Source organism: Aeromicrobium alkaliterrae (assembly GCF_039529015.1).
Classification (GTDB): Bacteria; Actinomycetota; Actinomycetes; order Propionibacteriales; family Nocardioidaceae; genus Aeromicrobium; species Aeromicrobium alkaliterrae.
Genome location: NZ_BAAAME010000002.1, coordinates 744,319 through 758,436, shown reverse-complemented (window position 1 = coordinate 758,436; position 14,118 = coordinate 744,319). Strand labels below are relative to the sequence as shown.

11 protein-coding genes are annotated in these 14,118 nt (G+C 70.4%); 9 read left to right on the top strand and 2 right to left on the bottom strand.

Features of this window, described 5'->3' with window-relative positions:
* Positions 1-32: 32 nt before the first annotated feature.
* A complete protein-coding gene (locus ABD127_RS04950; protein WP_344198335.1) occupies positions 33-1,484 on the bottom strand; it encodes an APC family permease in 1,452 nt (483 codons plus the stop codon).
* A 123-nt stretch (positions 1,485-1,607) separates the two neighbouring features.
* On the opposite strand from ABD127_RS04950, the gene ABD127_RS04945 reads away from it, so the two are divergent.
* The gene (locus ABD127_RS04945) at positions 1,608-2,918 is read left to right on the top strand and encodes a cytochrome P450 (protein WP_344198333.1); all 1,311 of its coding nucleotides are present in this window, start codon (positions 1,608-1,610) and stop codon (positions 2,916-2,918) included.
* Positions 2,915-3,886 (top strand): hypothetical protein, encoded by a 972-nt coding sequence (locus ABD127_RS04940; protein ID WP_344198331.1) that lies wholly within the window; start codon positions 2,915-2,917, stop codon positions 3,884-3,886. The genes ABD127_RS04945 and ABD127_RS04940 overlap by 4 nt, the downstream gene beginning before the upstream one ends.
* Before the next feature lie 7 nt (positions 3,887-3,893).
* On the opposite strand, the gene ABD127_RS04935 is transcribed toward ABD127_RS04940, so the two are convergent.
* Positions 3,894-4,547, bottom strand: a complete 654-nt coding sequence (locus tag ABD127_RS04935; protein WP_344198329.1) for an MBL fold metallo-hydrolase — start codon at positions 4,545-4,547, stop codon at positions 3,894-3,896.
* Positions 4,548-4,695: 148 nt separating this feature from the next.
* On the opposite strand from ABD127_RS04935, the gene uvrA reads away from it, so the two are divergent.
* The 7 genes from uvrA to gap are packed head-to-tail and all read left to right on the top strand — an operon-like array spanning position 4,696 to position 14,118.
* Entirely contained in the window at positions 4,696-7,551 is a 2,856-nt protein-coding gene (uvrA, locus tag ABD127_RS04930; protein ID WP_344199420.1) for an excinuclease ABC subunit UvrA, read from the top strand.
* A 6-nt stretch (positions 7,552-7,557) separates the two neighbouring features.
* Positions 7,558-9,504 (top strand): excinuclease ABC subunit UvrC, encoded by a 1,947-nt coding sequence (gene uvrC / locus ABD127_RS04925; protein WP_344198326.1) that lies wholly within the window; start codon positions 7,558-7,560, stop codon positions 9,502-9,504.
* Positions 9,505-9,524: 20 nt separating this feature from the next.
* On the top strand, positions 9,525-10,388 hold the full coding sequence (rapZ, locus tag ABD127_RS04920; protein WP_344198324.1) for an RNase adapter RapZ: 864 nt from the start codon (positions 9,525-9,527) through the stop codon (positions 10,386-10,388).
* Positions 10,385-11,323: a gluconeogenesis factor YvcK family protein gene (locus ABD127_RS04915; RefSeq protein ID WP_344198322.1), complete on the top strand. Its 939-nt coding sequence runs from the start codon at positions 10,385-10,387 to the stop codon at positions 11,321-11,323. Before rapZ ends, ABD127_RS04915 begins: the two co-directional genes overlap by 4 nt.
* A 10-nt stretch (positions 11,324-11,333) precedes the next feature.
* Positions 11,334-12,311, top strand: coding sequence for a DNA-binding protein WhiA (gene whiA, locus ABD127_RS04910; protein WP_344198320.1), 978 nt, complete (start codon positions 11,334-11,336; stop codon positions 12,309-12,311).
* Entirely contained in the window at positions 12,308-13,117 is an 810-nt protein-coding gene (locus ABD127_RS04905; RefSeq protein ID WP_344198318.1) for a putative protein N(5)-glutamine methyltransferase, read from the top strand. The genes whiA and ABD127_RS04905 overlap by 4 nt, the downstream gene beginning before the upstream one ends.
* Positions 13,114-14,118, top strand: a complete 1,005-nt coding sequence (gene gap, locus ABD127_RS04900) for a type I glyceraldehyde-3-phosphate dehydrogenase (RefSeq protein ID WP_229054148.1) — start codon at positions 13,114-13,116, stop codon at positions 14,116-14,118. Before ABD127_RS04905 ends, gap begins: the two co-directional genes overlap by 4 nt.

Below are 14,118 nucleotides of genomic sequence, written 5' to 3'. Positions count from 1 at the left end.
GTGTCGGGGCCCTTCCTCGTGCGGGGGAGGAGCTACTCCTCCAGCTTGCTCGCGTCCTCGAACTTGCCGCCGCCCTGACCCGTGGCCTTGTTGATGCCCCAGGTCACGAACCACAGCACGACACCGATCGCCATCAGGCCACCGGCGATCTCGTAGACGATCCCGTCGCGGTCGACCCACGGGCCGGCCAGGTACAGGCACAGGACCGCACCCACGGCGGGCATCGGGCCGGGCGAGGTGAAGAACGTCTTGACGTGCTGGTGACGCTTGCCGCGCAGCACGAGGCAGGACACGTTCACGACGGCGAACACGCACAGCAGCAGGAATGACGTCACCGTGGCCAGGTTCAGCACGATGTCGCTGTCGGCGTCCTGGCGGACGTACAGGATCAGGCCGAGCGCCAGGATCGTCGTGAATCCGATCGCGGTCCACGGCGTGCGCCGACCGGGCAGCACCGCACCAAGCTGGCGCGGCAGCACGTTCTGCTTCGCCATGCCGTAGATCAGGCGGCTCGCCATGAGCATGTTGATCAGGGCCGTGTTGGCGACGGCGAACACCGCGAGGAACGGGAAGATCTTGTCCATCGGGAAGTCCGGCGCGCCCTGGGACACGACCGCCAGCAGGGCTCGGTCGCCGTCGGCGTTGATCTGGTTGATCTGGTCGGAGCTGAGGACGCTGACGACCGCCACGGCGACCAGCATGTAGAGGATCACGGCGATGCCGAGGCCGGTCAGCATCGTGCGCGGGAAGATCTTCTGCGGGTTCTGGGTCTCCTCGACCATGTTGACGGCGTCCTCGAAGCCCACCATCGCGAAGAACGCGATCGACGTCGCGATCGTGACGGCGAGGAACAGGTTCTTGCCCTCGGGGTTCTCGAAGACCGTGATGCGGGCCAGGTCGCCGTCGCCGCGCGCGATGACCGCGAAGCCGACGCCGATGACGATCGTGAGGGCGGTGACCTCGACCAGGGTCAGCACGACGTTGAACTTCACGCTCTCGCCGACGCCGCGCAGGTTGATCGCCGCGAGCAGCACCATGAACAGCATGGCGATGATCGTGATGGTGGCGTCGCTGAAGCCGTCCTCACCGATCCACCCGTTGAGGCGGAGACCGTCGCTGAGGAAGCCCGACAGGGTCGCCGACGCGGTGGAGGCGCTCGTGATGCCGGAGCAGACCACGGCGAACGCGACGATGAAGGTGATGAAGTGGACGCCGAACGCCTTGTGCGCGTACAGCGCTGCGCCCGCCGCCTGGGGGTACTTCGTCACGAGCTCGAGGTAGGACAGGGCGGTGATCGTCGCGACGACGAACGCCAGCAGGAACGGCAACCACACGACGCCGCCGACGACGCCGGCCATCTGTCCGGTGACGGCGTAGACGCCGGCTCCCAGGATGTCGCCGACGATGAACAGGAGGAGGAGCTTCGGCCCCAGCACCCTCTTGAGCTCGGTGGGTTGTTCCTCGGTGTCAGCTGCGTGAGCCATGCGTGGTCCCCGTTTCTAGAGCGCCTGAACTTCTCGTAGCCCCCTACCGTGGCCCTGTGCGACGCACCGCGCAACCGGTGAGGCGTGACCAATCGGTCGCGAAGTCCGTGTATCTTGCTGCAGGTGTCGACGCTGCAAGCCCGCGTTCCAGGTGTGGTCAAGCGCTGGCTGGCCGCCCTGGTGGTCCGGCGTATCCGCCGCAAGGGCATCGACCTCGCGTCGATCTCGTTCCTGCCCGAGGAGACCAAGGTCCCGCTGCAGCGCGACAGCACCGATCCTCTGCCCCAGATCGCGCAGTGGCGCGCGTCCGAGCCGATGCGCCGGCTCGACCTGCCGTTCGACTTCACGGCCTACCTCGTCACCGGTCACGAGGAGACGCGCCAGATCCTGACGGCCCGTGACGAGTACTCCAACGACATCCGTCACCTCTTCTCGGGCGACGGGCCCGCGACCTCCGACGACATCGGCGGCCTGGGCTTCACCGACCCGCCGCTACACACGCGGCTGCGCAAGATCATCACGCCCGAGTTCACGATGCGCCGTCTCGCCCGGCTCGAGCCGCTGATCGAGGAGCGGGTCGAGCGCCAGCTCGACGACCTCGCCAAGGCAGCGGCCGACAACGGCGGCGTGGCCGACCTCGCCCAGCACCTCGCGTTCCCGGTCCCGTTCCAGACGATCTGCGACCTGCTGGGCCTCGACTACGACGACCGCGAGACGTTCGCCGGCCTCGGCAGCGCGCGATTCGACGCGACCAACGGTGCGGCGGCCGCCTTCGGCGCCGTCTCGGCGCAGCGCGAGTTCCTCTTCGACGCCGTCGCGCGCCAGCGGGTCGAGCCCGGACCGGGCCTGATCGGCCAGATCATCCGCGACGAGGGCGACGAGATCTCCGACGTCGACCTCGCGGGCCTGGCCGACGGCGTCTTCACGGGTGGCTTCGAGACCACGGCCGGCATGATCGCGCTCGGCACGATCGTGCTGCTGCGCGACCCGGCGTACGCGGCGCTCACGCGGGACGGCTCGCGCGAGGACGTCGACCGCGTCGTCGAGGAGCTGCTGCGCTACCTCGCCGTCGTGCAGGTCGCGTTCCCACGGTTCGCCAAGCGCGACATGGAGCTGTTCGGCACGCAGGTCAAGGCCGGCGACGTCATCCTGGCCTCGTTGTCGGGGGCCAACCGCGATCCCGAGAGCGCGGGGGAGTCGCCCGAGGCGTTCGACCCGTACCGCGTGCCGAAGAGCGGCCATCTGGCGTTCGGGCACGGCATCCACCGCTGCATCGGTGCCGAGCTGGCGCGCATGGAGCTGCGGATCGTGCTCCCGGCCCTGCTGCGACGCTTCCCCGATCTCGCGCTGGACCGGCCGGAGTCCGAGCTGTCGTTCCGCCAGCTGAGCTTCGTGTTCGGGGTCGAGGAGCTCCCGGTCCGTCTGGGCGCATGAGCGACCGCGACCGGCTCGAGTCGTGGTTCGACGACAACGGGCTTCCGTACTTCGTGGGTGACCAGGCCGAGACGGTCGAGCGATGGCTGGGGCGCCGCCGCATCGTGGCGCTGATCCTCGCGCTGGTCGCGCTGGGCGTCGGTGCCGGGGTCGCGGTGTCGCGCACGATCGGCGACGCGGGCGACGGGATCCTCTCCGGAGTGGCGGTGTTCGTGCTGCTGCTGGCGCTGTACGCGGGACGCCTCCTGCGGATGGGCACGATGGTCCGCTGGGCCGTGCGTCGCACGTTCGGGTCGCTCGGACTGCTGTTGCCGCTGCTGACCCGGGCCCTGCCGCTCCTGCTCCTCGCGGTCACGTTCCTGTTCATCAACGCGGAGGTCTGGCAGGTCGCGGCGCTGATGTCGCGCACGGTGCTGTGGCTCTCGGCCGGTGCGTTCGCGCTGGTCGCGACCGCCTTCCTGCTCGTGCGCCTGCCGGAGGAGGTGCGCTCGGTCGAGGACGACGTCGTGGGCGACCGCCTCGTCGACTGCTGCCACGGCACGCCGGCGGCCGACCTGGCACCCGGCGCCGACGTGCGCGTGGGGGAGCTGCCGCGCTTCGCCCGGGCGAACCTGGTGCTCGTGCTGCTGTTCAGCCAGGCGGTGCAGGTCCTGCTGCTGACGGTCGGTCTGTTCGCGTTCTTCGTCGTGTTCGGGGCGCTGGCGATCCCGGACCCCACCGTGGAGGCGTGGACCGGTCAGCCGGTCTCGGACCTGCCGTCCCGGATCGGCAGCCACGTGCCGATCACCAACGACCTGTTCCAGGTCGCGGTCTTCCTCGCCGCCTTCTCGGGGCTGTACTTCACGGTGTCAGCCGTCACCGACGAGACGTACCGCCGCCAGTTCTTCACCGACGCCTCGGTCCAGCTCGAGCGGGCCGTCGCCGTGCACGCGGTCTACCGCGCCCTGGACGACGTGCCGCCGACCTGACCGCTCCTCACCAGCCGCGGGCGCGCCACTCCGGGATGCTGGCGCGCTCGGCGCCGAGGGTCGAGTCGTTGCCGTGACCGGGGTAGAAGCGCGTGTCGTCGGGGAAGCGGCCGAAGATCTTGGACTCGACCTCGTCGATGAGGGTCGCGAAGTCTCCCTCGGACCAGGTCTTGCCGACGCCTCCGGGGAACAGGGAGTCGCCCGTGAATAGGTGGACGATGCCGTCGGGGTCGTCGTAGGCCAGGACGATCGAGCCGGGGGTGTGGCCCACGATCTCGACGACCTCGAGCTCGCAGGAGCCGACGCGCACCCGGGCACCGGTGGCGACCATGACGTCGGTCACGACGTCGATGCCCTCGGCGTCGCGCTCGCCGGCGATCGTCTCGGCACCCGTCGCGGTGCGGACCTCGTCCAGCGCGGCCCAGTGGTCGGGGTGGCGGTGGGTCGTGACGATGCGCGCCACGTCCTCCTCGCCGATCTCCGCGAGGATCCGCTCGGCGTCGTCGGCGGCGTCGATGACGAGCCGCTCGCCGGTCAGCGTGCACCGCAGGAGGTACACGTTGTTCGACATCGGCCCGACGGCCAGCTTGGTGATCTCCAGGTCTCCGGCGTCCTGCACGTCCGCCGCGCCTCCGACCTCGACCTCTCCGGTGTACGTCATGCTGCCGATCCTAGGGGCCGGGTCCTGGCGTCCGCCGCCCGCTCGACGCGAAACTGTCAGACCCCCTGGTTAGGCTGAACGGGTGCCCACTCGTACGTCGTCCAGTCCTGCCCGCAAGCCTGCACGATCGCCTCGCGGGGGCAGCAGCATCGACCAGATCGTCGTCCGAGGCGCGCGCGAGCACAACCTGAAGGACGTCTCGCTCGACCTGCCCCGTGACGCGCTGATCGTCTTCACCGGTCTGTCCGGCTCGGGCAAGTCCTCGCTCGCCTTCGACACGATCTTCGCCGAGGGCCAGCGCCGCTACGTCGAGTCGCTCTCGGCGTACGCGCGCCAGTTCCTGGGGCAGATGGACAAGCCCGACGTCGACTTCATCGAGGGCCTCTCACCCGCGGTCTCGATCGACCAGAAGTCCACCTCGCGCAACCCCCGCTCGACGGTCGGCACGATCACCGAGGTCTACGACTACCTGCGCCTGCTCTACGCCCGCGCGGGGCGCGCGCACTGCCCCGAGTGCGGTGAGCCGATCACGCGCCAGACACCGCAGCAGATCGTCGACCGCATCCTCACCTCGCCCGAGGGCACCCGGTTCCAGGTGCTCGCGCCGGTCATCCGCGGCCGCAAGGGCGAGTACCTCGACCTGTTCCGCCAGCTCCAGGCTCAGGGCTTCAGCCGATCCGTCGTCGACGGCGAGGTCCACATGCTCGCCGACGAGCCGCCGAAGCTCGCCAAGCAGAAGAAGCACACGATCGACGTCGTCGTCGACCGCCTGCAGGCCAAGCGCAGCGCGCAGCAGCGGCTCACCGAGTCGGTCGAGACCGCCCTCGGCCTGGCCGACGGGCTCGTCATCATCGACTTCGTCGACCTGCCCGAGGACGACCCGGAGCGCACGCGCCGCTTCTCCGAGAAGCTCGCCTGCCCCAACGACCACCCGCTCGCGGTCGACGAGCTCGAGCCGCGGTCGTTCTCCTTCAACGCGCCGTTCGGCGCCTGCGCCGAGTGCCACGGCCTCGGCGTGCGCATGGAGGTCGACCCCGAGCTCGTCGTCCCCGACCCGCAGAAGTCGCTCGACCAGGGCGCCATCGCGCCGTGGTCGTACAACCAGATGTCCGACTACTTCCTGCGCATCCTGCAGGCGCTGGGTCGCGAGCTCGGCTTCAGCACCGACGTGCCGTACGGCGAGCTGTCCGACGACGTCCAGAAGATCCTGATGTACGGCCGCCCCGGCAAGGTCCACGTGGTCTACAAGAACCGCTACGGCCGTCAGCGCGAGTACGACACCGTCTTCGACGGCGCGGTCGAGTTCGTGCAGCGCCGCCACGCCGAGACCGACTCCGAGACCAACCGGGAGCGCCTCGAGGGCTTCATGCGCGAGGTCCCCTGCGGCGCGTGCGACGGCACCCGTCTCAAGCCCGTCATCCGCGCGGTCCTGCTCGACCACCCGGAGCTCGGCCCCAAGAACATCGCCGAGGTCAGCAACCTGTCGATCGCCGAGGCCGCGGTGTACCTGCGCGGGCTGGCGATGAACGACCGCGAGCTGCAGATCGGCGAGCGCGTGCTGAAGGAGATCGACGAGCGTCTGCAGTTCCTGCTCGACGTCGGCCTCGACTACATCTCGCTCGACCGGGCAGCCGGTTCGCTGTCGGGCGGCGAGGCCCAGCGCATCCGCCTCGCGACGCAGATCGGTGCTGGGCTCGTGGGCGTGCTCTACGTCCTCGACGAGCCCTCCATCGGCCTGCACCAGCGCGACAACCGGCGCCTCATCGAGACGCTGCAGCGCCTGCGCGACCTGGGCAACACCCTGATCGTCGTCGAGCACGACGAGGACACGATCGCGGTCGCCGACTGGGTCGTCGACATCGGCCCGGGAGCGGGTGAGCACGGCGGCCAGGTCATCGTGTCCGGCCCGGTCGAGGAGCTGCTGAAGAGCAAGGACTCCATCACCGGCAAGTACCTCTCGGGGCGCGAGAAGATCCCCGTCCCCGAGGTCCGTCGCCCGCGCCAGAAGGAGCGCGCCCTCACGGTGCGCGGCGCGCGTGAGAACAACCTGCGCGACATCGACGTCGACTTCCCGCTGGGCCAGCTCGTCGCGGTCACGGGGGTGTCCGGCTCGGGCAAGTCCACGCTGGTCAACGACATCCTGTACCGCTCGCTCGCCCGGACGATCTACGGCGCGCGCACCATCCCGGGCCGCCACCGCACGATCGACGGGCTCGACCAGGTCGACAAGGTCATCCACGTCGACCAGTCGCCGATCGGGCGCACCCCGCGCTCCAACCCGGCCACGTACACCGGCGTGTTCGACCACGTGCGCAAGCTCTTCGCGCAGACCCCCGAGGCCAAGATGCGGGGCTACCAGCAGGGACGCTTCTCGTTCAACATCAAGGGCGGACGCTGCGAGGCGTGCGCCGGCGACGGCACGATCAAGATCGAGATGAACTTCCTGCCCGACGTCTACGTCCCGTGCGAGGTGTGTCACGGCGCGCGCTACAACCGCGAGACGCTCGAGGTGCACTACAAGGGCAAGACCATCGCCGAGGTCCTCGACATGCCGATCGAGGAGGCCGTCGAGTTCTTCGAGGCCATCCCGGCGATCGCGCGCCACCTGCGCACCCTCGTCGACGTCGGCCTCGGCTACGTCCGCCTCGGCCAGCCCGCCCCCACCCTCTCCGGAGGCGAGGCACAGCGCGTCAAGCTCGCCTCCGAGCTGCAGAAGCGCTCCACGGGCCGCACGCTGTACGTCCTCGACGAGCCCACCACGGGCCTGCACTTCGAGGACATCCGCAAGCTGCTGCTGGTGCTGGGGCGCATCGTCGACACCGGTAACTCCGTCATCGTCATCGAGCACAACCTCGACGTCATCAAGACGGCCGACTGGATCATCGACATGGGTCCAGAAGGCGGCAGCGGCGGCGGCATCGTCATCGCCGAGGGCACCCCCGAGGACGTCGCGAAGGTCGAGGCGAGCCACACGGGGCAGTTCCTCGCCCCGCTGCTGGACTGATCCGCGATGGCCGATCCAGCGACTTACCGTCCCCGGACGGGGGAGATCCCGACCGAGCCGGGGGTCTACAAGTTCCGTGACGCCGACGGCCGGGTCATCTACGTCGGCAAGGCCAAGTCGTTGCGCCAACGCCTCACGTCGTACTTCGCCGATCCCGACGGGCTGCACGAGCGCACGCGCCGCATGGTCACCACGGCCGCGTCCGTGGAGTGGACCGTCGTGGGCACCGAGGTCGAGGCGCTGCAGCTCGAGTACACCTGGATCAAGCAGTTCGACCCGCGGTTCAACGTCAAGTACCGCGACGACAAGTCGTACCCCTGGCTCGCGTTCACGGTGGGCGAGGCGATCCCGCGCGTGCAGGTCATGCGCGGGTCCCAGCGCAAGGGCGTCCGCTACTTCGGGCCCTACTCCCACGCCTGGGCCATCCGCGACACCGTCGACACGCTGCTGCGGGTCTTCCCGATGCGCTCGTGCTCGGCCGGCACCTTCCGCGGCGCGCAGGCGGCGGGACGACCCTGCCTGCTGGGCGACATCGGCAAGTGCGCCGCCCCCTGCGTCGGTCGGGTCACGCCGCAGGAGCACCGCGAGATCGTGGACGACTTCATGGGCTTCATGAGCGGCAGCACGAAGGTCATCACGCGCGAGCTCAAGCAGAAGATGCAGAGCGCCTCCGACAACCTCGAGTTCGAGCTCGCGGCGAAGTACCGCGACGACCTCGGGGCGCTCGACAAGGTCCTCGAGAAGCAGACCGTGGTGCTTGCCGACGGCACCGACGCCGACGTCCTGGGATTCGCCGAGGACCCGCTCGAGGTCGCGGTGCAGATCTTCTCGGTGCGCGGTGGGCGCGTCCGGGGCCAGCGCGGATGGGTCGCCGACCGGGCCGACGACGCAGAGCTTCCCGAGCTCGTCCAGCGCGCCGTCATGACCCTGTACGCCGAGGGCGCCCCCTCGGCGATGCCCCGCGAGGTGCTCGTGCCGGTCGAGCCGTCCGACGCGGGCCTCGTGGCCGAGCTGCTCAGCGAGCACCGCGGCGGCGCGGTCCGGTTCCGCGTGCCGCAGCGTGGCGACAAGCGCAGCCTGCTCGAGACCGTCGAGCAGAACGCCCAGCAGGCGCTCGCCCGGCACAAGATGAAGCGCGCCGGCGACCTCACGACCCGCAGCATCGCGCTGGAGGAGCTGCAGGCCGCGCTCGGGCTGCCCGACGCGCCCCTGCGCATCGAGTGCTTCGACATCTCGAACCTCCAGGGCACCGAGATCGTGGCCTCGATGGTCGTGTTCGAGGACGGCCTGCCGCGCAAGTCCGAGTACCGACGGTTCGTCGTGCGGCACGAGGGCCAGAGCGACGTCGCGGCGATGCACGAGGTCATCAGCCGACGCTTCAAGCGACACCTCGAGGGGCCCCAGGTGATCGAGCACGGCGAGCTGCCGCCCGAGCCCGCCGAGGCCGTCGCCGAGAAGCGACGGTTCGCCTACGCCCCGTCGCTCGTCGTGGTCGACGGCGGCCCGCCGCAGGTCGCGGCGGCCAAGCAGGCGCTCGACGAGCTGGGCATCACCGACATCGCCCTGGTCGGTCTGGCCAAGCGGCTCGAGGAGGTCTGGCTGCCCGACGACGAGCACCCCGTGATCCTGCCGCGCACCAGCGAGGGGCTCTACATGCTCCAGCGCGTGCGCGACGAGGCCCACCGGTTCGCGATCAGCCACCACCGCAAGCGGCGCAGCACCTCGATGACCGCCTCGGTGCTCGACGAGGTCGAGGGCCTCGGTCCGTCGCGTCGCGCCGCGGTCATGAAGAAGTTCGGCACGCTCAAGAAGCTGCGGGCTGCGACGGTCGAGGAGATCGCCGAGGTTCCGGGCGTCGGGCGCACTACGGCAGAATCGATCGCGACGGCTCTCGCAGGAGCGGCGCCGTCGGTGTCGGTCAACACCGCCACGGGCGAGATCATCGACGACTAGGACGAGGAGCGGCTGTCGCCATGAGTGAGCTGAAGGAAGCCGTCGTCATCACGGGCATGACCGGGGCGGGGCGTGGCACCGCCGCGAAGGTGCTGGAGAAGCTCGGCTACTACGTCATCGACAACCTGCCGCCGGTGCTGCTCGACTCCACGATCGACACCGTCGAGAAGGCAGCCGACATCGACCTGCTGGCGGTCGTCGTCGATGCCCGTTCCCGGTCGTTCTTCGGCGAGCTCGCCGAAGCCCTCGGGCGCCTGCGCAAGCGGGGCGTTCCCACCCGCGTGCTGTACCTCGAGGCCAGCGACGAGGTGCTGGTGCGTCGCCAGGAGGCGGCCCGCCGCCCCCACCCGCTGAGCCTGGAAGGCCGTCTGATGGACGGCTTCGTGGCGGAGCGCCAGCTGCTGCGCCGTGTGCGGGCGGGCGCCGACCTCGTGGTCGACACGACGTCGCTCAACGTGCACCAGCTCGGCCAGCGCCTCCGCGCCGCCTTCGGCGAGCCCGGATCCCGCGGGCTCCGCGCCTCGGTCATGTCGTTCGGCTTCAAGTACGGCATCCCGATCGACGCCGACATGGTCGCCGACATGCGCTTCCTGCCCAATCCGTACTGGGAGCCCGAGCTCCGCGCCATGAGCGGTCTCGACGACCCGGTGCGCGAGTTCGTCCGCAGCCAGCCGCGGGCCGAGGAGTTCCTCGACCGCTACGAGGACCTGATCTCGCTGCTGACCGACGGGTTCCTGCACGAGGACAAGCACTTCCTCACGCTGGCCATCGGCTGCACCGGCGGGCGGCACCGGTCCGTCGCGATGTCGGAGGCCTTCGCCGAACGACTCCGAGCCCGCGGCGTCAGCACGCTGGTGGTGCACCGCGACCTGGGGCGCGAATGACGAGCCCCCTGCGCGTCGCCGCGCTCGGGGGAGGGCACGGTCTCGCAGCCAGCCTGACGGCGCTGCGTCGCCTGACGCCCGACCTCACCGGCATCGTCACGGTCGCCGACAACGGCGGTTCCTCCGGTCGGCTCCGCGAGGAGTTCGGCATTCTCCCGCCGGGCGACCTGCGGATGGCCCTCGCCGCACTCAGCGGTGACGACGAGCACGGCCAGCGGTGGGCCAGCGTCCTGCAGCACCGGTTCGCGGGCGACGGCCCGCTCGCCGGGCACGCGATCGGCAACCTCCTGATCGCCGCGATCTGGGAACGACTGGGCGACACCGTCGCCGGCCTGGACCTCGTGGGCGAGCTGCTCGGGTCGAAGGGGCGCGTGCTGCCGATGGCGGCCGTCCCGCTCGACATCGAGGCCGACGTCCACCTCGTCTCGGCTCCCGACGGGCTCACGATCGTGCGTGGCCAGGCCGAGGTCGCCTCGGTCGACGGCCAGGTCGTCAGCGTGCGCCTGGACCCGCAGGACCCGCCGGCCTGCCCCGAGGCCGTGGCCGCCGTGCACGACGCCGACTGGGTCGTCGTGGGCCCGGGCTCCTGGTTCACGAGCGTCATGCCCACGCTCCTCGTCCCTGGCCTGCGTGACGCCCTGGTGGGCACCTCCGCCCGCCGAGCCCTCGTGCTGAACCTCCGGGGCGACCGCGAGACCGAGGGCCTCAGTGCCACCGACCACCTCGAGGTGCTCTCGGCCCACGCGCCCGAGCTGGCGATCGACGTCGTCCTGGCCGACTCCAGCGTCGTCGACGACGCGGGTCACCTGGAGGCCACGGCGCGTCAGCTGGGCGCCCGTCTGGTCGTCGACGACGTCGCCCAGGCGCTCGGCAGCGACCAGCACGACCCCACCAGGTTGGCGAAAGCGTTCGGACGGTTTCTGACCCCGGCATAGAGTGTCCCGCATGGCGTTGACGTCCCAGGTGAAGTCCGAGCTCGTGGCCACCACCGTGACGAAGGCGTGCTGTCGCAAGGCCGAGGTGGCCTCGATCCTGCGCTTCGCCGGTGGGCTCCACCTCGTCGCGGGCAAGGTCGTGATCGAGGCCGAGCTCGACAGCGGCGGCGCGGCCCGTCGCCTGCGCAAGGACATCGGCGACATCTACGGGCACCCCAGCGAGATCGTCGTGATGCAGCCCAACGGCCTGCGCAAGAACACCTCCTACGTCGTCCGCGTCAGTCAGGGCGGCGAGGCCCTCGCGCAGCAGACCGGCATCATCGACGGCTCGGGACGCCCCATCCGCGGTCTTCCGCCGGCCGTCGTCGGTGGCTCGTCCTGCGACGCGGTCTCGGCGTGGCGCGGTGCCTTCCTGGCGCACGGCTCGCTGACCGAGCCCGGCCGGTCGTCGGCCCTGGAGATCAGCTGCCCCGGTCACGAGGCCGCGCTGGCGCTGGTCGGTGCGGCTCGCCGACTCGGCATCTCGGCGAAGTCCAAGGAGGTGCGGGGGTTCGACCGGGTCGTGATCCGCGACGGTGAGGCCATCGGCGCTCTGCTGACCCGCCTGGGCGCCCACGAGACCCTGCTGGCGTGGGAGGAGCGGCGCCTGCGCCGTGAGGTCCGTGCCACGGCCAACCGCCTCGCCAACTTCGACGACGCCAACCTGCGCCGCTCGGCCCGCGCCGCGGTCGCCGCCGGCGCTCGTGCCGCGCGGGCCCTCGAGATCCTGGGCGACGACGTCCCCGACCACCTCAAGCTCGCTGGCGTGCTGCGCGTCGAGCACCGTCAGGCGAGCCTGGAGGAGCTGGGTCAGCTGCACGTGCCGCCGCTGACGAAGGACGCGATCGCCGGTCGCATCCGCCGACTGCTCGCGATGGCCGACAAGATCGCCGCGGAACAAGGCATTCCCGACACCGAGGCCACCCTGGAGGACCTCCCCGAGTCGTGACCGACCCGGGGTTGGTCCAGCGGCTCCGCGCCGCGGGCTGCGTCTTCGCCGAGGACGAGGCTGCCCTCCTGAGCGCCGAGGCCTCGGGCGCCGAGCTGGAGCTCCTGGTGCGGCGCCGCGCCGCGGGAGAGCCGCTCGAGACCGTGCTCGGCTGGGTCGAGGTCGACGGGCTCCGGTTGGTCGTCGGCCGCGGGTGCTTCGTCCCGCGGCAGCGCACCGTGCTGCTGGCCCGGCTGGCGATCGAGGCTCGGCCGCACCTCCTCGTGGAGGTGTGCTGCGGGGTCGCTCCGATCGCCGCCCTGGTCGCACGGGCGCTGCCCGGCGCCGAGCTGCACGCCGCCGACCTGGACCCGGTGCCGCTGACGTCGGCCCGCCTGAACCTCGCAGGCCGGGGGAGCGTCCACGAGGGCGACCTGACGGCACCGCTGCCGACCTCGCTGCGCGGGCGCGTCGACGTGCTGGTCGCCAACGCTCCCTACGTCCCGACGGCGGAGATCGCCCACATGCCGCCCGAGGCGCGCCTCCACGAACCGACGGTGGCGCTCGACGGGGGAGTCGACGGTCTCGACCTCCACCGGCGCCTGGCTCGTGAGGCTCCCGCCTGGCTCCGACCCGGCGGCGTGCTGCTGATCGAGACCTCGCGCCGTCAGGCACCCGCGACGGCAGCAGCGTGCGCCGCCGCCGGGCTGGTGCCCGCGATCGTCCGGGACGACGGAATCGACGCCACCGCGGTCAGGGCGGTCTCGGACTTCGATAGGCTGACCCCTGATCCAGGTCCACCCCACTTCAGGAGCATCACGCCGTGACCGTTCGCGTTGGCATCAATGGCTTTGGCCGCATCGGCCGTAACTTCTTCCGAGCGGCGCGTGCCGCTGGTGGCGACATCGAGATCGTCGCCGTCAACGACCTCACCGACAACAAGACGCTCGCGACCCTCCTGAAGTACGACTCGATCCTGGGCCGCCTCGACGCCGACGTCACGTACGACGACACGTCGATCACGGTCGGCGACCAGAAGATCGCCGCGTTTGCCGAGCGCGACCCCGCGAAGCTCGACTGGGCCAGCGTCGGTGTCGACATCGTCGTGGAGTCCACCGGATTCTTCACCGACGCGACCAAGGCGAAGGCGCACGTCGACGGCGGCGCGAAGAAGGTCATCATCTCGGCGCCCGCCAAGAACGAGGACATCACGATCGTGATGGGCGTCAACCACGAGCTCTACGACGGCACGCAGCACACCGTCATCTCGAACGCCTCGTGCACCACGAACTGCCTCGCCCCGCTGGCGAAGGCGCTCAACGACGCCCTGGGCATCGAGCGGGGCCTCATGACCACGATCCACGCGTACACGCAGGACCAGAACCTGCAGGACGCCCCGCACAGCGACCTGCGCCGTGCCCGCGCCGCCGCGATCAACATCGTCCCCACCTCGACGGGCGCCGCGAAGGCCGTCAGCCTCGTGCTGCCCGAGCTCGCCGGCAAGCTCGACGGCTACGCGCTGCGCGTCCCGGTGCCCACGGGCTCGGCGACCGACCTCACCTTCACGGCCAGCCGCGAGACCACGGTCGAGGAGGTCAACCAGATCATCAAGGACGCCTCCGAGGGCGCCATGAAGGGCTTCCTGGTCTACACCGACGACCCGATCGTCTCCTCCGACATCGTCACCGACCCGGCGTCGAGCATCTTCGACTCGGGCCTGACCAAGGTCATCGGCGACCAGGTCAAGGTCGTCTCCTGGTACGACAACGAGTGGGGCTACTCCAACCGCCTGGTCGACCTGGTCAAGCACGTCGGCGCCTCCCTCTGA